The organism is Mycobacteroides sp. H001 (genome assembly GCF_001440005.1).
In the GTDB taxonomy this organism is placed as follows: Bacteria; Actinomycetota; Actinomycetes; order Mycobacteriales; family Mycobacteriaceae; genus Mycobacterium; species Mycobacterium gwanakae.
Genome location: NZ_LJYH01000046.1, coordinates 120565 through 141459, shown reverse-complemented (window position 1 = coordinate 141459; position 20895 = coordinate 120565). Strand labels below are relative to the sequence as shown.

18 protein-coding genes are annotated in these 20895 nt (G+C 64.0%); 7 read left to right on the top strand and 11 right to left on the bottom strand.

The window, feature by feature from the left end; translation table 11 throughout:
• From AOT83_RS23365 to AOT83_RS23315, 11 genes are all read right to left on the bottom strand, one after another.
• Positions 1–1935: SIP domain-containing protein (locus AOT83_RS23365; protein ID WP_057980051.1), on the bottom strand; the 1935-nt coding region annotated here is incomplete at its 3' end.
• 92 nt (positions 1936–2027) lie between these two features.
• Positions 2028–3323 (bottom strand): MFS transporter, encoded by a 1296-nt coding sequence (locus AOT83_RS23360; protein WP_057964015.1) that lies wholly within the window; start codon positions 3321–3323, stop codon positions 2028–2030.
• Between the two features lie 74 nt (positions 3324–3397).
• Positions 3398–4306: an ectoine hydroxylase gene (thpD, locus tag AOT83_RS23355; RefSeq protein WP_030098120.1), complete on the bottom strand. Its 909-nt coding sequence runs from the start codon at positions 4304–4306 to the stop codon at positions 3398–3400.
• Positions 4303–4695, bottom strand: a complete 393-nt coding sequence (locus AOT83_RS23350; RefSeq protein WP_030098119.1) for an ectoine synthase — start codon at positions 4693–4695, stop codon at positions 4303–4305. Before AOT83_RS23350 ends, thpD begins: the two co-directional genes overlap by 4 nt.
• A 39-nt stretch (positions 4696–4734) precedes the next feature.
• A complete protein-coding gene (gene ectB / locus AOT83_RS23345) occupies positions 4735–6012 on the bottom strand; it encodes a diaminobutyrate--2-oxoglutarate transaminase (protein ID WP_030098118.1) in 1278 nt (425 codons plus the stop codon).
• 28 nt (positions 6013–6040) lie between these two features.
• Positions 6041–6502: a diaminobutyrate acetyltransferase gene (gene ectA, locus AOT83_RS23340; RefSeq protein ID WP_057964003.1), complete on the bottom strand. Its 462-nt coding sequence runs from the start codon at positions 6500–6502 to the stop codon at positions 6041–6043.
• Positions 6503–6811: 309 nt separating this feature from the next.
• A complete protein-coding gene (locus AOT83_RS23335; RefSeq protein WP_057964002.1) occupies positions 6812–8455 on the bottom strand; it encodes an FUSC family protein in 1644 nt (547 codons plus the stop codon).
• Between the two features lie 3 nt (positions 8456–8458).
• Positions 8459–9082, bottom strand: coding sequence for a MerR family transcriptional regulator (locus tag AOT83_RS23330; RefSeq protein ID WP_057964001.1), 624 nt, complete (start codon positions 9080–9082; stop codon positions 8459–8461).
• A gap of 62 nt (positions 9083–9144) precedes the next feature.
• Positions 9145–10353, bottom strand: a complete 1209-nt coding sequence (locus tag AOT83_RS23325) for a Dyp-type peroxidase (protein WP_057964000.1) — start codon at positions 10351–10353, stop codon at positions 9145–9147.
• A gap of 2 nt (positions 10354–10355) precedes the next feature.
• On the bottom strand, positions 10356–10829 hold the full coding sequence (locus AOT83_RS23320; RefSeq protein ID WP_030098113.1) for a copper chaperone PCu(A)C: 474 nt from the start codon (positions 10827–10829) through the stop codon (positions 10356–10358).
• 6 nt (positions 10830–10835) lie between these two features.
• Positions 10836–11540, bottom strand: coding sequence for a FadR/GntR family transcriptional regulator (locus tag AOT83_RS23315; protein WP_030098112.1), 705 nt, complete (start codon positions 11538–11540; stop codon positions 10836–10838).
• Positions 11541–11675: 135 nt separating this feature from the next.
• On the opposite strand from AOT83_RS23315, the gene AOT83_RS23310 reads away from it, so the two are divergent.
• The 7 genes from AOT83_RS23310 to AOT83_RS23275 all read left to right on the top strand — a co-directional run bounded on the left by AOT83_RS23310 (position 11676) and on the right by AOT83_RS23275 (position 20854).
• Positions 11676–12917, top strand: a complete 1242-nt coding sequence (locus AOT83_RS23310; RefSeq protein ID WP_057964014.1) for an MFS transporter — start codon at positions 11676–11678, stop codon at positions 12915–12917.
• A gap of 441 nt (positions 12918–13358) precedes the next feature.
• Entirely contained in the window at positions 13359–14372 is a 1014-nt protein-coding gene (locus AOT83_RS23305; protein WP_057963999.1) for a restriction endonuclease, read from the top strand.
• A gap of 252 nt (positions 14373–14624) precedes the next feature.
• On the top strand, positions 14625–15836 hold the full coding sequence (locus tag AOT83_RS23300) for an RDD family protein (protein ID WP_081343725.1): 1212 nt from the start codon (positions 14625–14627) through the stop codon (positions 15834–15836).
• 626 nt (positions 15837–16462) lie between these two features.
• Positions 16463–17323 (top strand): hypothetical protein, encoded by an 861-nt coding sequence (locus tag AOT83_RS23290; RefSeq protein ID WP_057963996.1) that lies wholly within the window; start codon positions 16463–16465, stop codon positions 17321–17323.
• Positions 17323–17781 carry a hypothetical protein gene (locus tag AOT83_RS23285; protein ID WP_057963995.1) on the top strand — a complete coding sequence of 153 codons (459 nt, stop codon included), beginning with the start codon at positions 17323–17325 and terminating at the stop codon, positions 17779–17781. The genes AOT83_RS23290 and AOT83_RS23285 overlap by 1 nt, the downstream gene beginning before the upstream one ends.
• A gap of 47 nt (positions 17782–17828) precedes the next feature.
• Positions 17829–19313: a hypothetical protein gene (locus AOT83_RS23280; RefSeq protein ID WP_131726967.1), complete on the top strand. Its 1485-nt coding sequence runs from the start codon at positions 17829–17831 to the stop codon at positions 19311–19313.
• A gap of 47 nt (positions 19314–19360) precedes the next feature.
• Positions 19361–20854 (top strand): hypothetical protein, encoded by a 1494-nt coding sequence (locus AOT83_RS23275; RefSeq protein ID WP_057963993.1) that lies wholly within the window; start codon positions 19361–19363, stop codon positions 20852–20854.
• The last annotated feature ends 41 nt before the right edge of the window (positions 20855–20895 follow it).

Here is a 20895-nt window from a genome sequence, read left to right as displayed (position 1 = left end):
AACCAGCGCCGTCACAGTGCCCGGCCGCAGCCTCAGATCCACACCATGAATAACCGGCACCCCCGGCCGATACCCAAACGTCACCGCATCAAACGACACGGACGTCTCTCCGGCATGCCCCTCGGAAGCCTGCTCGGTCAATTCGGTCTCGCCGAGGGCAACCGCGATATGCCGCGCGGCCTCCACACCACCACGAATACCGCCGAGGCCGTACGCGATTCCCAGTAGGCGGGTGCCGAAGGTGGTGCCGAGCACCAGGAATGGCAGCAGGGTCGTGGGCTCCATGGCCCCCGCGACGACCAACAGCGTGCCGGCCCCGGCGATCAACCACAGGAACGTCGTCGGCCGGGTAACAAGATCCATAAAGGTCTTCCTGCCAATGAACGGCCACTGCCATTCGTTGAGAAAGGTGAGATGCAGGTCGAGCTTGCGTTTGAACGAGGACGCTGAGGCTCCGCCGAAAATGCGGATCACCGGCTGGCCTTCAAGATAGGCGGCCGATTCTCCGCTCATCCGCTCGCTCCAGCGCGAGGCCTCGATGATCTTCGGGCCGCTCTGGAACATCATGGTCGCCGTCGTCACGAGGTAGATCAGGATAGGGATGAGAAGCACCAGCGCCAGGCGCCAGTCGACGACGAAGAGATAGATCAGCACCGCCACCGGCCCCACGACGGCGGCCACCGCATCGGGGATCGCGTGAGTAATCAGATAGTGCAGCGACAAGGTGTCGTCCTGAATCAGCTTCTTGACCGATCCGGAACCGCGTTGCGTGAACCACCCCAACGGAACCCGGGAAAGCTTCGATAGGAGCCGTTGCCGAACATCGGCGCTGAACCGTATTTCGACGACATGCATCCAGACGGTGAGGGCAGCGCCGAGAGCGGCGCCGAGTACCAGCAGCGTCAGGAAGATGAATCCGGTGTGCCATAGGCGGGATTGGTCAGCCCCGGCCAGCAGCTGGCGGGTGAGCTCCACGAGCACCACGAACGGCGCCAGCTCGACCATGGTGATGATCGCCTGCAGCACACCACCGGCGATCATCTGCTTCTTGACCGGCGCCAACAATTCCCCGGCAGCCTGCGAACGCCAGCGACCTTGGGGCACTGCAGGTTCGGAGTGAGCGGCAGGATTCTCGGCGACGGGCTTGGGAGCAGCGGGCTTCGCGACGGGTGCCTGCTGAGTGTCGGTGTCTCCGCGGCGGCTGCCCATGGCGCGGCCGAAGGTCCAGTAGGCCGCGGCATGCACGTCGGCCTTGGGGAATCCGAATTGTTCTTTGAGGCGCTTGCGCAGATGTTTGAGCGAGCCCGCTTCGGGTCCGGCCCAGGCGTACCAGTTGGACCAGTCGCGTGCCTCGATCGCGCCCGCCAGTGAGGTTTCGTCGGTGCGGTCCACCCAATGCAGAACCCGCCGGGGATGCTCGGTCAGCGCGATGAGCTCATCGTCGGGGCTGTGGCGTTCCAGATAGACCTCGACATCCACATCGGCAGGCAGCGCGGCCAGGATGGAGTTGATCGCCGGGATGGACGCCGAATCGCCGATGAGCAGGAACCCGGCCGGAAGATCCTCGGGAACCTCAAAACGCGCCGAGCCGAAAGCCACTACCGGAATGGTCATTCCGGGCTGGGCCGCCCCCGCCCACCGGCAGGCGGGCCCGGCGGGCTCGTGGATCACCACATCGATCGCGAACTCGCCGGCCTCGGCATCCGTGGAGACGATCGTGTACGCCCGCTGATGCTCAGTGGCGCCACCTTCGGGATCGGGGAACCAGAACCGCAGCCATTCGGCCGGCGTGTGTAGCAGATCCTCGAAAAGAGTGGGCGCCGACATCGTCAGCCGCACACAATTCGGCGCGACCTGACTGGTACCGACGACAGTGGCTACGTGATCACGCGCCCCAAGCCCGCGCAGCACCGCACCCTGGAAACCTCTACCCATGCTGATGTGACCTTTGTTTGTGCTCTGCGTGGCCCCGGCCGACATCCGGGCCATGTACTTAGCCCATCCTAACCTAAGGGGTATGGACGGGGTCAGGTGCGAACGGCGACGTCGTCCGGTGGGGCTGTTTCGGCCTCATCGGGATCCGCACAGGGGATATCTGTTCCGGCGATCGAGGCCCCAGCCGTCTCGATGAGGAACGGTAGGGCGCATAACCCGACGGCGCAGGCCAGCATCAGGTAGGCGGCAGGGAAGAGATCCCATCCGGTCGCATCGACCATGAGGTCGTTCACCAGTGGCGCAGTACCACCGAACGCGGCGGTCGAGAGGTTGTAGGAAATCGCAAAGCCCGCGTATCGCACCTGGGTGGGAAACATACAGGGGAAGGTCGCGGTAATGGTGGACAGCTGCGGTATGTAGAGCAACCCGAGTACCGCGAAACCGACTATTGCCCAAGCGAATCCCTGCCCCATGAGCCAGAACATGGGCAACGCGAGGACAAGAAGCCCGATCAGGGAGAACAACCACATGGGTTTGCGCCCGACGCGGTCGGAGAGTGCGCCGCAGAACGGCAGAAATGCCATCATGGCGACTTCTCCGATGAGGACGACCATCTGCCCTTCGGTCTCACTCATCCCGAGCCGGGTCTTCAGGTAGGTCGGCTGATAGCTCAGCAGGGTGTAATTAGTGATGTTCAGCGCGATGACCAGCAGCATCATCACGATCATGGGGCGCTTGTAGTCACGCACCAGATCCTTGAGCCGCTCAAACGCGGTCTCCTGGCCCTGCGGCTCCTGCTCCTGCATCTCCTTGAACAAGGGTGGGTCATCGAGGCGGCTCCGTAGATACCAACCGATGAGGCCCATCGGGAGCGCAATGAGGAACGGAATGCGCCAGCCCCAGGCGTGCATGTCCTCCGCGCTGAGGGTGGCATCGAGGACCAGAACGAACGCGGCGCCCGTTGCAAAACCGCCCAAGGTGCCGAACTCGAGAAACGAACCGTACTTGCCGCGCTTCTTATCGGGCGCGAACTCGGCCATAAACGTTGCCGCGCCGCCATATTCGCCGCCGGTGGAGAAACCTTGGATGACCCGCAGCAGGATCATCAGGGCAGGCGCCGCAGCACCGATAGTCGCCCAGCTGGGCAGCACACCGATGAGTGTGGTGGACAACGCCATCAGCACGATGGTGATGGCCATAACGCTTTTGCGGCCCAGCCTGTCACCCAATGGGCCCCAGATCATCCCGCCGAGGGGCCGCAGCAGAAACGAGATCGCATATCCCAGCATCGTGAACGCGGTGCCCAGGGTGGGGAAGAACGCCTGAGTCAGGAAGGTGGTTGTGGCCGCATAGACGCCGTAGTCGTACCACTCCGTGGCGTTTCCCATGGCCGATGCCGCGATGGCCCGGTGCAACTGCCGCCGACCCGTGGGTGACTGGAAGTCCGGGCCGACGGTCGTCATCAGCGAATACTCGGCGGTCGACCGGTGAGTGGCGTGAATGTCCGCGCAGCGATGTACTCCGGACGAGGCTCCGATCCGGCGAAGGGGCGCTCTGGCGCGTTCTCCACCGAGTTGAACACCAGGAAGACGTTCGAGCGCGGGTACGGGCTGATGTTCGATCCCGACCCGTGCATCAGGTTGCAGTCGAACCACAGCGCATCGCCCGGTTGCCCGAGGAACAGTTCGATACCGCTGGTGAGGGCGGCCTCGGCGAGGGTGTGGGTGGATGGAACGCCAACCTCTTGCTCCACCAGAGATTTCCGATGGTTTTCGTGCGGGGTAGCACCGACGCATGGGTAGAAGGTCCGGTGGGTGCCCGGCATGACCTGCAGCGTCCCGTTATAGGCGACGTTGACGGTTAACGCGATCGAGCAGGACACGGTGCGCATCTGGGGGAGTCCGTCTTCGGTGTGCCAGGTCTCGAAATCCGAGTGCCAGTAGAAGCCGCGTCCTCTGAATGCGGGCATCGCATTGATGCGCGATTGATGCAGGTAGACCGGCCCGCCCAGTAGCTGCTCGGCGACGTCAAGCACGCCCGGCGAGCACGCGACGTCCATGACTACCGAGCTCAGGACGTGCGCCTCGAAGATGGACCGCACCTCATGCGATCCGGCCTCCCGGATGATCCGTGGGTCGTCGCCCAATTGCGATGGCACTCTGTCGATTTCGTTGCGCAGGGTGGATACCGTCATATCGTCGACGGTGCTCGGTCTGATCAGGAATCCCTGCTCAGACATCTGCGTGAGCGCCGGCGGGGCCAGGGGCCCCTCGCCCATGGCGCCCCACACCACAGGCTCCGTCCTGACGATCGGAGGCTGTTCGGTTTCGAGACGGCTGGGGTAGCGATCGACGATCGCTGGGGCACTCATGAGAGCGCAGGCGCGGCAGGGTATGCGCCGGACTCGTCGTGGACCTCCCGCCCGGTGACAGGAGGATTGAACACACACATCATGCGCATCTGGGTATCGGCGGAAAGCTGGTGTCGCTCATTACCGTTGAGCAGATACATGCTGCCCGGCCCGAGTGTGAACAGTTCACCGTTCTCCAGGTTGGTCAATGTACCGGTACCGGCGGTAAGCCACACCGCCTCGATGTGATGCTGGTAATGGAAGACGTGGACAGTACCCGCGTCAATGGTGGTCTCGTGGAAGGAGAACCCGACTCCGTCATCTGCCAGCACGATCCGCTTGCTATGCCAGCCTTCGCCGCTAACATCGCGTTCGGTGCCCGTGATCTGCTGGGTAGTACGGACGATCACGATAGTTTCCTCTCTCGATCGATTGGATTCTTTACGGACTCAGGCGGATTCCGCGATGGCATCACGCAAGGTGGCGATGCCGATGTCGAGCTGCTCGTCGGTGGTGGTCAGCGCGGGAAGTAGCTTGACGACCTCGTCCTTGGGGCCCGAAGTCTCCACCAACAGGTTCCGCTCGAACGCGGCCTTGCTCACTCGAGAGCCCCGCTCGGCATCGGCAAAGGCAATGCCCTGCACCATGCCGCGGCCACGCACGGTTACCGAGTCGTCGTCGGCGACCAGTGCGGACAGCTCGCTGTGGAGTCGGTCCCCCTTGCGGCGCACGTCATCGCTGAATGTGCTATCCCGCCAATAGTTCTGCAGCGTTGCGGTGGCGGTCACGAAGGCCGGGTTGTTCCCGCGGAAGGTGCCGTTGTGCTCACCCGGAGCCCACTGGTCGAGATCGGGCCGGATCAGGGTCAGCGCCATCGGCAGTCCGTATCCGCTGATCGACTTGGACAGTGTCACGATATCCGGGCGGATGCCCGCGTCTTCGAAGGAGAAGAACGCACCTGTTCGGCCGCAACCCATCTGGACGTCGTCGATGATCAGGAAGATTTCACGGGCGCGGCACAGGTCTGACAGCGCACGCAGCCATTCGGCGCGAGCTACGTTTACTCCACCCTCGCCCTGCACGGTTTCGACGATCACCGCGGCAGGCTTGTTGAGTCCGCCGCCTTCGTCGTCGAGAACTTTCTCAAACCATTGGAAATCTTCGGTGACGCCACCGAAGTAGTTGTCGTACGGCATCGGTGTGGAGTGCACCAGCGGCACGCCCGCTCCGGCGCGCTTCATGGAATTTCCCGTCACGGCCAGTGATCCCAGTGTCATTCCGTGGAAGGCATTGGTGAAGCTGATGACCGACTCGCGCCCGGTGATGTTCCGCGCTAGCTTGAGTGCGGCTTCCACGGCGTTGGTTCCGGTGGGGCCGGGGAACTGGACCTTGTAGTCCATGCCGCGCGGCTCCAGGATGGTGCGCTCGAACTCCTCAAGGAAATGCTGCTTGGCCACGGTGGCCATGTCCAGACCATGCACCACACCGTCAGTCGTCAAGTAGTCGATGAGGGCGGTCTTGAGCACCGGGTTGTTATGCCCGTAGTTGAGCGCGCCCGCACCTGAGAAGAAGTCCAGGTAACGCTCACCGGTGGTGTCGGTGAGCCAGGATCCGGAGGCGGACGCGAAGGTGGTGGGCCAGCTACGGCAATAGCTCCGCACCTCGGATTCGCGTTCGTTGATGACCTTCGGAAGCCCAGCTTCCTGAGCGGGCAAGGTGGCGGTCATTTCTGTATCCCCTTTCGGCCCAATGTTTTTAGGCACTGTGGCTGGGTGTTTTATGTGGTTCCAGCGGAGTGAGCCGCAATAGTGGCTCTGCCTCATGTGCATCGGGAAAGAGGTCCTCGCCGAATCCTGCGGACTCGGTGAGCTCCATATCCCGCCGGCGGGCAAATCCGGCGAATAACGCACGCGAAGCGGTATTAGACTGTGTGACAGTGGTTTCCATAACCAGGGGTTCACCCTGCAGGGTGGCGAGAGAGTCTGCGAGCCAGGCCAGCATGCTGGCGGCGAGTCCTTTTCCACGGTGTGCCGCATCGACCCCGACCTGCCAGATCATCAGTGATCCAGACGGCCTGAGGTATCCGGTGACGAATCCGATTGTTTTGTCGTCAACGCGTGCGACGGCGGCAGTAGAAGGAAAGTCGGTGCACCACAACAGGTATGCATATGAAGAATTGACGTCCAATACGCCAGAGTCGCGTGCGATGCGCCACATCTGGCGGGCATCCGACTGCGTTGGGTGGCCAATCGACCACACAGGGGTGCAACCTTTTTCATTCTGTAATTCAGTATCGACCACTAAAAATCACCATCACCACAACATGTTTCGTATCAACTCGGGTTTCGTACTGTCCGACCGTAACCACATTGACACCCGGATGGCCAGGACCGGCACCAGCGATGCGGGTCAACTCATGGCGTTTGCCGAGGGTATCCACCTGATGTGACCCTCGTCACATTATTGTGGGACCATGAGAACTTGACGGGATCTTGACGAATGTGCCTCGAGATTGCCCGGCAAAATTCAGTCCTTGCCGCTGAAGCAGCGCTCCCAGCGGTCTGGGTCGGCGAGCATCTCGCCGGGAGGGGTAGCCCAGCAGGCGGCCACCAGGTCATATCCGTGGTGAATGAGTGCTGCGTGTGCGGGCCAATGGGCTTGCAGCCAGTCGGGCTCGTTGTGTGCGCTGTGCACGCCGGCCCGGATAGCGCCCTCGAGTTCGAAGGACAGGTCGCGTGCTTCTGCGTACGCCGCGTCGTGGGCGGGCTGCACGCGGGCACTCGCGACCAGAGCCAATGCCGCCTGACGGATCCGGGCCTCGGTGAATGTGAAGGTCTGGCGATGGGCACGCGGGGCGATCAGATACATGGACGCCATGGCGACGGCGACGCCGATCAGCGTCTCCGCGAGGCGGTCGCGCACGATCGAGGTGACGGACCCGTGCAAGGTGACCACGCCCGCCGACAGCAGTGCGATGGGCGTCACGAACATGACGGCGACGGCGTAGTTGCGTGGCAGGAAAAGCTCGGTGCAGAACTGCAATGTCGCGATGGCGGCGACGAGCGCGTACCCGGTGAGGGAAAGCTGGTACAGCACTGCGAAGAGGCCGAGCCCGATCACCGTTCCCGCGAAGCGGTGTAGTCCGCGCACCGTTCCGTGTAGCCGGTCCGGACCCAGATGGACGATCACGAGAGCGCTCAGGATCGCCCATTGCGGGCGTGTCAGCCCGACAGCGGAACTGATGACTCCGGCGCCAAGGCAGGCGATGCCGACGCGTCCGGCGGTGATGGTGGCGTGTGAACGGAACCGCACCGAGCGGCGCAGCCGGTACCAAATGCTGGGCCGGACCACCAGGACGTGGTCGCCCGGGATGACGTGATCGAGCACCATCTTGGTGCCGACCGCGGTCTCGGTGAACCGACGATGGGTGTCGAGCATCGTGGCCACCAGGGGTGAATCCGATCGGGTGGAGATTCCCGCGTCGTGCAGGGCGGTCCAAGCCGAGGAGATCGCGAGTCCCGCGGCGTGGCGTGCGTCGACTGTCGCCTTGCCTGGCTGTGCGTAGCCGTCAACGGCATCGACTGCCCGCTGCACGGCGACACGTTCCGGTTTGTGAAGGTCAACCGCGGCGCCGACCATCGAAACGGCCACCGCTGCAACGGCCCCCAGGCTCGCGCAGACAAGAATCTTGATCGGATCCACACCCCATTCGGTCGCGCCGAGCGCGCCGCCGCACACCAGCACGAAGAACAGGGCGCCCGGCGGACCAAGCCGAAGCGCGTCCACGGTGTACACGACCGGGACCGCGACGGCCGTCAGAGTGATGATGATGGCCACCTTGTTGGCAACGCCGCCGGGGGCATGGGTGCCGACGACGGCGCCGAGCATCGCGATGAGAAGCAGCGCCGCTCCCGCGGTGGCGACGACGGCGGCACGTACCCGGTACGGGCGTCCCTCGCCGTAGAGGACGGCGAAGGCGCCGTAGGTGACATAGAGTGCGGCATTCGGATACCCGGCGGCCACCACGAGCGCCCCGGGAATGGCGACGGCGGCGCCGGCGCGTAAGCCGATGCTCCACCGCCTGCCCGCCGGCGGCGCGGAGAACAGGATGGAACGGGCCCGGGCGATCTGCGGTAGCGGATCCGGCGATTCAGGCGCGGACGGGGTCACACGTCATTTCATACCGTGCCGCTGCCGGTAGGCGCGCTGTTTGCAGGCGGGGGAGCAGTAGCGTGCAGGCCGTCCCTTCCCGTGCGTGATCAGTTTGGAGCCGCAGAAATCGCAGCTCGTGTGCATCTCGGCGGGTATTTCGTCACGAACTGAAGGAGATTCGTAACAGGTGCCGCGCGCCGCGGACACCAGGTTGTTGCCGGCAGCGCGGCCACGGGGGGTGCGGATGCGGAGCTCACCATCGAGATAGGGGCAATCGACGATGTCCTCGTTCTGGCAGGACAGCAGGTGGTTCAGGTATTCGCGTGCACGATTGAGCTGTTCGATACGCGTGGAGATCTCGGCGACCTGTTCGGTGACCGCGACGCGCCAGGTATCGGGTTGCGCCGAATGCGATGTCACGACGGCCGCCTGGCGCAGCGGCATCATCCCGGTGATGCAGCACAGGTATGCGATGCCGATGCGCCGCAGGTCTCGCTCGGTGTAGGTGCGGCGTCCGCTGTGCTGTATCGGCGAATTCAGGACGCCCTGCTTCTCCCACCACCGCAGTGTCGACGGGCTGAGGCCGTAGAGGGCCGCGGCCTCGCCGATGTTCACAGTGGGTTCGGTGGGTGCTGGTCTGGACATCAAGCTCACTTCACCACTGAAACTTAGGTAAACCTAACTTGCAAGTGGGTGTGAGCGACGCACTAGTCAAGCAGTGTCCGGCCGAGATATCCGTCCTCAGTGGTGCCCGGCGGTATGACGAAGACGGCAGATCCGACCGTCGTGTTCCATTGATTGAACTCGTCGCGTTCGGCCAACCGTCGCTGAACCGGGACGAACTGCGTGGCGATATCACGTTGATAGGCAGCGAAAATCAGGCCCGAGTTCGACGAAGAGCCCGGCAGCGGTGCGTCGTCGAAGTTATATGGACGGCGCAGGAATTTCTCGTGCGGATTGCGGTGGCGGGCCAGGGCGACATGTGAGGTCGCCGGTATTACGGGGATGCCACCGCGGGTCATCTCCAGGTCGGGTTCGTCGGATTCCTTCTCGCCTGTCAGTGGCGCACCGTTGGCTGCTCGCCGGCCCATCACCAGGTCGCGGAGCTTGACGTCTAGCTGGTCCCATCCGTCCAGGTCCATGGTGATCCTGCGAAGGACCAAAAGCGTTCCACCCCTGAGCCATTGATGATCCTCGCCCTGGTGCCACAGCAGAGTGTCGAGCTCGGACACGGTGGGGTTCACCGTGCCGTCGACTTGTCCCATGAGGTTGCGCATGGTGCCCCCCGAGGAGTCTTCCGCGCGTGGTGTGCGGAATCCGGTCTGGCGCCAGCGCTCGGTGGCCAGCGAGCGCACATTCTTCAAGAGAACCCGCGCCGCATGCGCCACCACCAGCATGTCGTCGGCGCAAATCTGCAGCAGGAGATCTCCTCCGCACCAACGTTTGTCGAGTTTGTCGGTGGCGAACGCCGGGAAGTCGCGTGCCGAGGCGGGACATCTGTTGGCCAGGCCCGCCTTGGCGAACACCGACGGGCCCAAGCCCGTCGTGATGGTCAATCGTGCTGTGGTCGTTGCCAATTCCGGCTCGGTGTCGGCGAGAGCGGGCAGGCCCTGGGTCAATCTGGCCGCGTCGGTGGTCCACAGACGTAAGACCGATCGCAGATTCTCCCGAGTCGACTGTTCGTCTGTGCTGCTGCCGGGTAGTAGATCCAGGGCGAGGAACAACGCGTGTGACTGCGGGGCGGTGCTGATTCCGGCCTGATGCTCTCCGTGGAACGGTTCGACAGCAGGGGCGCCCTGTGGCCGTGCTGCTTGGGATTGGGCCGACCACGCCGAGAGCCCGGCGCCCGCGGTGAGGGCGGCCGCGGCGCCGCCGCCGACAATGAGTCCCCGTCGGGACAGAGAACGACGCGTCATGCTCAGGGCTGGTAGTTTTCGTTGCCGCCTGCGAAGTCGCGGATCTGGGCGGTCAGCGGCTTGGTTGAGCCATCCTGGAAGGCCAGTGTGATGACGACGTCTTGGCCCGGGCGCAGGGGCGTGGTCAGTCCCATGAGCATGACGTGATCGCCGCCGGGGGAGAGCTTGTGCTCGCCGTTGGCGGGAATGGCGACCCCGCCCTCCTTGGGGCGCATCAACCCGCCGGGAGTCACCTCATGGAGCTCGACAGACCGGGCGGCCGGCGAGGTGGCGGACACAATGCGTGCCTCACTGGAACCGTTGTTGTGCACGGTGCCGAACACCGAGGTCATGGAGCCGTCGGGAGCGGACTTGGCCCATTGGTCGGTGATGGTGACTGTTGAAGCCTGTGTGGCCTGGGTGGCGGATGTGGACTCATGCGCCGAACAACCGGCGAGCAAGGACAGCGCGACTGCTGCCGGGATGACGATCTTCACGTTCAGCTAGTCGTGTGCCGGTGACGGAAAGTTCCGGCGGCGCAGGCTCAGCTCGGTGAAGAGCCGCTCGGTGGCGGTCGTGGCGGCGTCGATATTGCCGGCGATGACAGCCTCGACGAGCATCGTGTGTTCGTGCTCGAACGAGCACTCCGCGCCTATCGGGTTTCCTCGCATGTAATGGTCCATCAGGCCCAGCAGCGAATCGTAAAGTTCCAGGTAAAGGGCATTGTGGCTTGCGGCCACCACGGCCCGGTGTACCGCGATGTCGGTGGAGATGGCGTCCTCGACATCCTGGGGTGCGACGTGGTGGGGCGCCCATAGCGCGTTGCGCCGTTGCAGCAAGGCGCGGAGGTGCTCGATGTCATCCTCGTCACGTCGCTGGGCGGCGAGCCCGGCGGCGGTCACCTCAAGGGTCTGCCGCAGTTCGATCAGATCGCGGTCATTGGCGGCCGCGAAGTAGTCGGCTATGGCCGAGCCGCTTCCGCCCACCGACAGCACGTAGGTTCCGGACCCCTGGCGCCGTTCCAGCATCCCGGCGTGTACCAGGGCCTGGACCGCCTCTCTAATTGTGTTGCGGGAGGTCCCGGTGAGCTCGCACAATTCAGGTTCGGTCGGAATGCGCGCGCCGATGGCCCAGCGTCCCGACAGAATCTCCTCGCGGAGTTGCTCGGTGACCTGGCCAATCAGTGTTTGGCGACGGACCGGCTGCATGAGGGCTCATCGTAGCGTGCGGTGGAAATCACCTTGAACCCATTCATCCATTCATCCTATGATTTGCCGGGGCATATAGGAGGATGAACGTTGACTACGGCTGCGGAAGACACCGGAACCGCCACGCACGATTCGATGCGGGCCGTATCGGCGACCGCGCTGCGCCGTGGTCGCCTCATGGTGCTGGTCGCGATCCTGTTGTTCGCGCTGTGCCTTCGTTCCGCGGTCACCTCGCTGACGCCGCTGCTGACCCAGATCTCACACGAGATCGGGTTCGGGTCTGCGGTGATCGGTGTGTTCGGGATGCTGCCGACGGCCATGTTCGCCGTCGCGGGACTGGTGACCCCCGCGCTCACCGAGCGTTTCGGTTTGGAGCGCACGACACTCGCCGCGGTGGTGGCCACCGTGATCGGTATGGCGGCGCGGCCCGCGATGAACTCAACCGGCGGTTTGTTGGTGCTGTCCTGCCTGGCTCTGCTCGGCATGGGCATCGGCAACGTCGTGATCCCGCCATTGGTCAAGCGGTACTTCTCGCATCGGGTCGCGCTGATGAGCGCTTCCTATCTCACGGTGTTGCAGATCGGCACCACGGTTCCGGCGTTGACCGCCGTGCCCCTGGCTGACACCTACGGTTGGCGATTCTCGCTGGCGGCCTGGGTGCTTGTTCCGGTCGCCGCGCTGCTGCCGTGGATCGGTGTCGTCATCGCGCGCCGCGGCCATGATGTCGAGGACCATTCCGCCGAGCCGCATGCGGATCCTTCTGCGGTGGGCCATGTTTGGCGATCACCGTTGGCGTGGGGCATGGCCGGTATGTTCGGCATGACGTCCCTGGTCACGTATTCCATGTTCACCTGGATTCCGGCGATTCTCACCTCGGCCGGCGGCAGTGCCGCGCTGGGAGGCGTCATGGTGGCCATCTTCTCGGCCGTGGGATTCGTTGGCACGCTGACGATCCCGCCGTTGGCTGCCCGTATGCGTAACCCGTTCCCGCTGGTGGTGGCCTGCCTGGTCTGCTTCCTCGTCGGATTTGCCGGGCTGTTGTGGATGCCGATGACCGCGACCGCCGTGTGGGTGATCGCGCTCGGATTCGGGCCGTCCACCTTCCCGTTGGGATTGACGCTGGTGAATCTGCGTACCCGCACGCCTGCCGGTTCCGCGGCGTTGTCCGGGTTTACCCAGGGGGTCGGCTATGCCGTGGCGTGCTTGGGCCCCTTGCTGTTTGGTGTGCTGCATGATGTGACCGGCGGTTGGTACGCGCCGTTCGGCCTTCTGCTCGTCGCAATCACCGTGCTGGGCATCGGCGCCTTCCAGGCGTGCAAACCGCGCATGCTGGAAGACACCTGGAGTTCCAGTTCAGGGCCTATTTCGCCAGCCTGAGTCGGATTTCGTGCCATCGCTATGCCATAGCGATGGCCGCAAGTGGGAGCCGGATGGTGACGGGGAGCAGGCGGCGGCACGCCGCAAATCCTGCATAGGCGAGTAGGTCTCGCAGTCGGAGTGCGTGTTCACGCCGTCCCACTGGCAGCTTGCCGATGCTCCATGCCGAACGCTAACGGTTCCGGTCTCTAGCCAACGTCACGCCCACCAATTTCAGTCATCGGCACCGCCGCTTGACTGCCTGCACCTCGTCGTCGCTGAGGATTAAGCCGCGTAGTTTCGGCCGCACTCGGTTTTCTCGTGCTTGACAGCGGCTCGAAGCGAGCGTATCGACTGCATCTCGCTTCGCGGCCGTACCAGGGCCGCGCGGGGGAGCGGTGGCAACGCGCTGCGTTGTCCGGCTCACGGTGAACCGGGCCTCACATACGGCAGAATCCACGTGTGGCCGTCTTCGGAGTGCACAACGACGCGCTCAGCGCAGAGCTGATCGACGGCGGGTTCGTCAGCATCGGCTGGGACAACATCGGCGACCTACGCGAAGTCGGACTGGCCCGTGAGGAGCTGAAGGCCGCGCTCTCAGGGGCGTACCCGGACACCAAGCCGCGGGCGATCGCCGCGTGGGCGGGCACTCTGCTGAGGTTCGCCGACGAGATCAGCGAGGGCGACGTGGTCGTCGCGCCGTACCGACCGGACAGCACGATCAACATCGGTATCGTCACCGGGCCGTACGAGTTCCATCCCGATGCGCCCACGCACCGACATCGTCGGCCGGTCCGGTGGGAGAAGCTCGGCGTCTCACGGACCGTCTTCTCCCAGGCCGCGCTGTACGAGATCGGTTCCCTGCTGACTGTGTTCCGGGTCCGCAATCACGCCGAGGATTTCCTGGCTCAACTCGGTATTCACGAACCGGCGCAGCTAGGCGCACCGTCCGTCGACCGGACCGAAGTGGAGCTCGCCGCGGCCGATGAGCCGAGGGCCGGTCGGATCGAGCGCCACACCAGAGACTTCGTTCTCGAGCGCCTGGAATCGTCCCTTTCGCACCAGGAGTTCGAGGAGTTTACCGCGGACCTGCTGCGCGCGATGGGCTACGAGGCGCGGGTGACTGCGTACACGCAGGACGGTGGTGTCGACGTCCTGGCCCACCGAGATCCGCTCGGCGTCGAGCCGCCCCTGATCAAGGTGCAGTGCAAGCACACAAACAGCTCCATCGGCGCGCCGGAGGTCCAGCGGCTGATCGGCACCCAGGCGCAGAACGAGCTGAGCCTGTTCGTGACCCTGGGCTCGTACTCCCGCGACGCCATGGCCATCGAGCGCAACCGCCAAGGACTACGCCTGATTAGCGGCGAGGCGCTGGTCGATCTCGTGCTGCGGAACTACGACCGGTTGCCTCCAAGGTGGCGCTCGATCATGCCGCTGCGCCAGGTGCTGGTCGTCGACGATTCTGCCGGGATCTGACCAGCCACGTCTCGGTGCACGCGATTCCTCACTGCTCGGTGTCACTCACGACTACTCGGTGTCACTCGTCCCGAGTTGCGACGGGCAGCTCGGGAGTCCCCTAGTTTGATTCCCGGGTGGAATTCCGACGTCTGGAGTGCGGCGGCAGTCGGCAGTGGGTTGTAGGCATCAGCAACCATCGGTGGTGTTCTACCGGGTTGGCTACGCGGTAGGAACACCCCGGTTAGTATTCTCGCTGGAGGGGAGGGGGATATGTCTGAACCATCTGAGTCGGTCAACTGGGCAGGCGATAGCCGGCGCTGTCGAGACGAGCCCATCGACGGCGAGGCCGCCGCGAGTTTTCCAACGGTAGGCGCATTCGGGCAATCCGCCGCGCCGCCGGCCTCTATAGCGCCGTCTGCGGAGGGTGGTAGTCGAGTGCGCGGCATCGGGTGGGTTTCCGTTGTCGGGCTGGCACTGATTGCAGTGTGGATCAGCTGTCTGCTCCTGATGACGCCGTGGGAGTTTACTGAATACTGGTACTGGCCAGAGTGGGTCTCGTTATGGCTGCCTGTATCGGCGCTGCTGTGTGCCGTGCTGGCATTGGTGTGGCGTAACCGGCTTCTGGTAGCGGCTGGCGCCGGATTGCTCGGGCTTACGGCGCTTTACAGCTGGCTCGGCAACACCTACTTCTCTCTGTGGCCATTCGGTGCCACATATTGGCTCGGCGTTTCACCGCGGTTCGACATCGTGGTGTGGGTGATGCTCGCAGTGCTGTGCGCGGCAGGCATTTCCGGTATCGGTGCGCGCCAGCAGGTTTCAGATTCCGGGCGAGCGGGCCAGGGCGCCACCGGCAGGTCGGCGTATGCGTCATGGGGGTCCCGGGTGGGTGCGGCCTTGCTCGACGGCATTCCGGCCGGGTTGCTGTACGTGGTGGGTGTGGTAGTCATTCCCGCGACGATGACCGAAGCGTCGTCCGGCTCGCACGGCCACTACAGCGCGGGTGGGCCATCCGCGGTGGGCATCGTGGTGATGGTTGCCTGTTGGCTTGGGGGGCTGGCCTACCTCATCTGGAATGTCGGCTTCAATCAAGGCAGAACCGGTCAAACTTGGGGCAAACGGGTTGTCGGAATCTCGGTGATCGCCGAACAAACCCGGCTGCCGTTGGGAGTCGGAGCGTCCATCGGGCGCCAGCTGGCCCATATCGTCGATGCATTGCCGTGCTATCTCGGGTTCTTGTTCCCTTTGTGGGATGCAAAGTCACAAACCTTGGCCGACAAGATGTTGCAGTCAATCGTGATCCCGGGGCGGGCTGAGGCACAACCCGATCCAGCGTCCACAACCTCCCAGCCTTCTGGGTATGTCGCCGACCTGAACGGATCTGCCAGCACTGGCACGCCCGATCACCAACAGCGCATCGCCGATCTGCAGACCGAACTGGACCTACTACGCCAGATCAACGCTGAACGAGACAAGCTCCAGTAACACCAATCATGCTGTAGGCCAACCTGATCAGCCGCGGGTGATCGGCCCGCAGGTCGCTCCCTGAAACTGCCAGGTTGCGCACTGGCGAGACAGATCGCGGACATCGCGGAAGCCCGGCAGAAATGTCTGGACCGAACCGGCTGTCGAATACACCCCCGGGGCCAACGGGATCCGCCGATCATCGTTGGGGAAGAACACCGAGAAGTTGTCACCGTCAGAGACATACCGCGTCTCTTCGAAACTCGCGGATTTGTTCCCTGGCGGTAGTCCGCTCCCGGTCACAGCGGCGACAAACGTCAAAGGCGCCGTGCCTAGGTTTGTGCGGCAGTCGCTGGCATCAATCCGAATACCCACGTAGTCCGCGCCCTCAGCGGAATAGATGTACGGGCGCGTCAGGGAAAAACTGCATTGGACGAAACCGTCGGCGTGAGCCGGCGGCGGGAGCGTCGCAGCACTTAGCATCACGACCGCAAGCACGCCCATCACGCGAATTGCGCAGGCCGATACAGAAACAAGACAATTCCCCCTCATCGGACAGATACTGCCAGGCCAACAGGGCACACACAATGCAGACATTTGCCCGCGATGTAGATGTGGCTGGGTCGACTGTTGTTAGGCTTCGATCTGTGCAGCAGGGGGTGCCGGTCGGTGACCGGGAATTGGTCGAAGAGGCCATTGTGTTGCTGTGCACGGCCGCACCGACTGGGTGGCGTGTTGTGCACGGCGAGTTCGAGCCCTCGCACCGGCCACCGGTAGCTGTGGCCCAGGCAGTCACCGATTCCGCGCGGCAGTCCATTTCGGTGCCGGCCGGGGTTATCGACAGCCTGGCCGAGCATCAGCGGCGTGCCGCTGAGGCCGGTGTCCCGTGGCGGCGGCTGACGATCGAGTGTCATTCGGACGGACGGTTGTCGGTGCGTGCCGATCCCGTCGAGACGGCTCCCGAGGTTGGTTCAGGTGGCCGCGCTGCAGGAACTCGGCGGCCAATGTGGCTTCGGTGGTTGCGGTGGGTGCTGGCCGCGGTCACTGTTGGGGCGTTGATCGCGACGGCGGTGGTGGTGGGGCTGGCCCGTCCGTGGTCGCCGCCCCCGCGCGCGGACATCATCGAGGTGCCGGCGCCGTCGGCCCGTGAGCGTCAGGCTCACGATGTGATCGTGGGGTGGTATGAGGCGCACAACCGCGGTGATACGGCCGCGATGCGCGCCCTGGCTTGCGTGGACCCCAAACCCAATGTCCCGCAATGGATCACCTTTATCGAACGTGACGGTTCGGACGGCAAGCTCTATTTTCCCGACGCGATTGCCGAGTTCCGTGAGCAGGGTTCGCAGGTCTGGGTGCGGTTCGCCAGCCGGATACGGCCTTTGACTGATGCGGTTCGCGCCGAGGTGGACGATGCCCAGCGGACCGGTGGTTTCTTCAAGCAGGTGTTCTCCTTGGAAGAGCAGGAGGGCGGCGTCTTGAAGATCTGCAACGTGGAGAAAGAGTCGTGATGAGCCGACCCGAGGGCGGTCGGTGGTGGGTGTGGTTGCTGGCAGCAGCGACCTCAGTAACGCTGTTGGTGACTGCGTTGATGCTTTGGGGCATCGGTGAGCGCCCGACGTTGCGGGCGATGGCGGCCAGTGAATCAATGACTGATGAGCAGGCGCGCGCGGTCGCGGAGAACACCGTGCGGGTCTGGTTCCGGGAACGCAACGCCGGGCACCTGGCCAACCTGCAGGCCCTGTCTTGCCCGGATGTCCACGACGGGCCGGTGGCCCGGGAGATCGAGCATCTGCGCAATCATGATCGGCAGGAATTGATGCAGGTCGTGGCGGTCACCGGATTTGCCCGTAAGGGTCCGATCTGGACGGTCAACGTGATCCGGCAGAACGCGGGCTCGATGTTCGAACTCAGGATTGTTGGCGGCGAACTGCGGGTGTGCCAGTCTGATCCGGCCCCGGTGCCATGACAGCGCGAAGTGGCTGTGCCTACGACAACAACAACGGGAGGATGTGAATGCCGGATTCGCCTGCGGCGCCAGGGCAATTCCAGTGGGACCAACCCGAGCCGCCACCTATCCCGGCCGCTGGTCGACCACGCCGATGGGGCCGTTGGGTGTTGGTGATCGCGGTGGTGGCAGTGATTGTCGCCGCGGGTATCACGGCGCTGGTATGGCGCACCGGTGGCGCCGACCCAGCACCGGTGCAGGCGGGAAGTGTCGGCACACCCCCTGAGTTGTTGGTGGGTTTTCCACTCAACCGCCAGCCAGTTCCCAAAGGCTGGCGGTTGAGCACCGCCGATATTGGGCTTCCGCCCGAGGCCACTGTGGGCCGCCTATTTGCCAGAAATGGTCAGATCGCTTACTACCTCGTCGGCTGCTCGCGAGAGAAATGCGGTGAAGCGACCAGCTGGGTCTACGGCGTCGACTCCGCCACCGGCGCGCTGACGTTCTCCCCGGTGACCTTGGCCGGCTACCAACTCATCGGCGAGTGCTACAGCAACGGGCCCGGCGTCGCCCTGTGTCTAGCGGAGGGCAAGCAACGATCGGACCCGGGCACCGTGTGGATCATTGACCTGGACCACGGCAAGATCACATTCACTGGGCCGAGCAACCTGCGGCGCGCAGGTGTTGGACCCGAACCGGAACTACAGGAGGTCGGCGCCGTCGACAGCGACTCTTGGCTGGTCGCCGGAGTAGAGGCCCAGGGCATCTACGGCATCGGCGCCCAGGGCGAGCTGACCTGGCATATCCCCGGCAGTAATATAGTTGACAGCCCCCAGTTCACGTCCGGTGAGGACATCCCCGCATCGCCCGTGGCCGTGGTGGGGCCCAACCTGGCCGCGAATCCTTCCGACAGCACCTACCGTGCGTTCTCCGTCGCCGACGGTCGGGACCTAACACCCCAACCGCCACCAGGGACCAGCTTCGACAAAGCCGCCGCCTACAACGGGGGCTTCGCTTACGAATTCAGCACCGACGGCCAAAAGAGCGGCGTCCTGTTCTACGACACCAACGGCACCCAGGTCGGCCGCGCCGACGGCACGCTGTATCTACTCAAGAGCGCCGAAACCCCCGCCGCCTTCGACGCGAAGAAACGGCAATGGCGTCTCTTCAGTAGCACCGGCCAACCGGTTCTGAGTGTCCCCGCCACCACCGAGGTCACCAAGTTCAGAACCATCGGCACCAAGTTGTACATCCAGACCCGAGAACGCGGCCCGGACGAGAGCTGGCAGCAATGGGACCTGCAAACCGGGAAAGCGGGACCGACCTGCAAAGCCCACCTCCAACCGCAAGACTATCTCGCATCAGACGGCACCACAGCGATCTCACTTGACTCCTATAAGTCACCCTCAGTCAGAGAAGCGGTCGATTTGAACACCTGCCAAACCGTATGGACCACACCGATCTTCGGCGGCCAATACTTCGAGAGAGTAGGCCCCCGGCTCATCGGACACACCGACGAAGGCAAAACACTCGTGGAACTGGGCGCACCTGCCTAGACAGCTCGAAGTGGCCGTGTCTACGACAACAACAACGGGAGGACGTGATGTCGGATTCGCCTGCGGCGCCGGGAAAGTTCCAGTGGGATCAACCCGAGGTGCCACCGGCCCCGAAGGTTGGCCAGCCGCGCAGGTGGGGCCGTTGGGCGTTGGTGATCGCGGTGGTGGCAGTGATTGTCGCGGGCGGCGTCACGGCGCTGGTATGGCGCACCCGGGGCGCCGATCCGACACCGGTGCAGGCCGGCAGCATTGGCACACCCCCCGAGTTGTTGATCGACTTCGCGCTGAACCGCCAGCCCGTTCCCAAGGGCTGGACCCTGAGCGCCGCCGAGATTGGGCTTCCGCCCGAGGCCACGACGGGCAGCGTGTTCGCCAGAAATGGTCAGATCGCCTACTACCTTGTCGGCTGCTCGCGAGAGAAATGCGGGGAGAAGAACAGCTGGGTCTACGGCGTCGACACCGCCACCGGCGCGCTGACGTTCCCCCCGGTGACCTTGCCCGGCTACAACCTCATCGGTGATTGTTACGGCAACGGCCCTGGCGTCGCGCTGTGCCTTGCACAGGGTAAGCAACCATCCGAACAGGGCACCGTGTGGATCATCGACCTGGACCACGGCAAGATCACCTTCACCGGGCCGAGCAACCTACGACACGCGGGCACGGGCGGCGCGGGACCCGAACCGAAACTACGGCAGCTCGGTGCCGTCAAAAACGAATCCCGGCTGGTCGCCGGGGTAAAAGGCCAGGGCCTCTACGGCATCGGCGCCCAGGGCGAACTCACCTGGCATATCCCCGGAAGCGACGTGCCAGCCAGCCCCGAGATCGCGTCAGGTGAGGACATCCCCGCACCGACCCTGGCCATGGCGGCGCCGAACCTGGCCGCGAATCCTTCCGACACCCGCTACCGCGTGTTCTCCGTCGCCGACGGCCGGGACCTGACACCCCAACCGCCACCGGGAACCACCTTCGACAAAGCCACCGTCTGCAACGGGGGCTTCGCCTACGAATTCAGCACCGGCCTCCAAAAAAGCGGCGTCCTGTTCTACGACACCAACGGCACCCAGGTCGGCCGCGCCGACGGCACGCTGTATCTACTCACGAGCGCCGAAACGCCCGCCGCCCTCGATCTGAAGAATCGCCGATGGCGCTTCTTCAGTAGCACCGGCCAACCGGTTCTGAGCGTCCCGGCCACCACCGAGGTGACCAAGTTCAGAACCATCGGCACCAAGCTGTACATCCAGACCCGAGAATCAGGCCCAGACGAGAGCTGGCAGCAATGGGACCTGCAAACCGGGACAGCGGGACCGACCTGCAAAGCCCACCTCCAACCGCTCGACTATGTCGCCTCAGACGGCACCATCGCGATCTGGCTCGACCCCTATCAGTCACCCGGAATCAAGGCGGCAGTCGATCTGAACACCTGCCAAACCGTATGGACCACACCGGTCTTCGGCGGCGAAAACTTCGAGAAAGTCGGCAACCGGCTCATCGGATCTGTCGACGAAGGCAAAACACTCGCGGAACTCGGCGCACCCGCCTAAAACATGTCGTTTCAGAACGGGTCTACCGCACGGATCGCAAC

Coding starts and splice junctions, on each gene's coding strand:
- AOT83_RS23325 (WP_057964000.1), bottom strand. CDS start 10,353: ATGACGCGTCGTTCTCTGTCCCGACGGGGACTCATTGTCGGCGGCGGC.
- ectA (WP_057964003.1), bottom strand. CDS start 6,502: ATGTGGCGCATCGCACGCGACTCTGGCGTATTGGACGTCAATTCTTCA.
- AOT83_RS23300 (WP_081343725.1), top strand. CDS start 14,625: ATGTCTGAACCATCTGAGTCGGTCAACTGGGCAGGCGATAGCCGGCGC.
- AOT83_RS23280 (WP_131726967.1), top strand. CDS start 17,829: ATGCCGGATTCGCCTGCGGCGCCAGGGCAATTCCAGTGGGACCAACCC.
- AOT83_RS23330 (WP_057964001.1), bottom strand. CDS start 9,082: ATGTCCAGACCAGCACCCACCGAACCCACTGTGAACATCGGCGAGGCC.
- AOT83_RS23315 (WP_030098112.1), bottom strand. CDS start 11,540: ATGCAGCCGGTCCGTCGCCAAACACTGATTGGCCAGGTCACCGAGCAA.
- AOT83_RS23310 (WP_057964014.1), top strand. CDS start 11,676: ATGCGGGCCGTATCGGCGACCGCGCTGCGCCGTGGTCGCCTCATGGTG.
- AOT83_RS23360 (WP_057964015.1), bottom strand. CDS start 3,323: ATGGGAAACGCCACGGAGTGGTACGACTACGGCGTCTATGCGGCCACA.
- ectB (WP_030098118.1), bottom strand. CDS start 6,012: ATGACCGCCACCTTGCCCGCTCAGGAAGCTGGGCTTCCGAAGGTCATC.
- AOT83_RS23275 (WP_057963993.1), top strand. CDS start 19,361: ATGTCGGATTCGCCTGCGGCGCCGGGAAAGTTCCAGTGGGATCAACCC.
- thpD (WP_030098120.1), bottom strand. CDS start 4,306: ATGAGTGCCCCAGCGATCGTCGATCGCTACCCCAGCCGTCTCGAAACC.
- AOT83_RS23285 (WP_057963995.1), top strand. CDS start 17,323: ATGAGCCGACCCGAGGGCGGTCGGTGGTGGGTGTGGTTGCTGGCAGCA.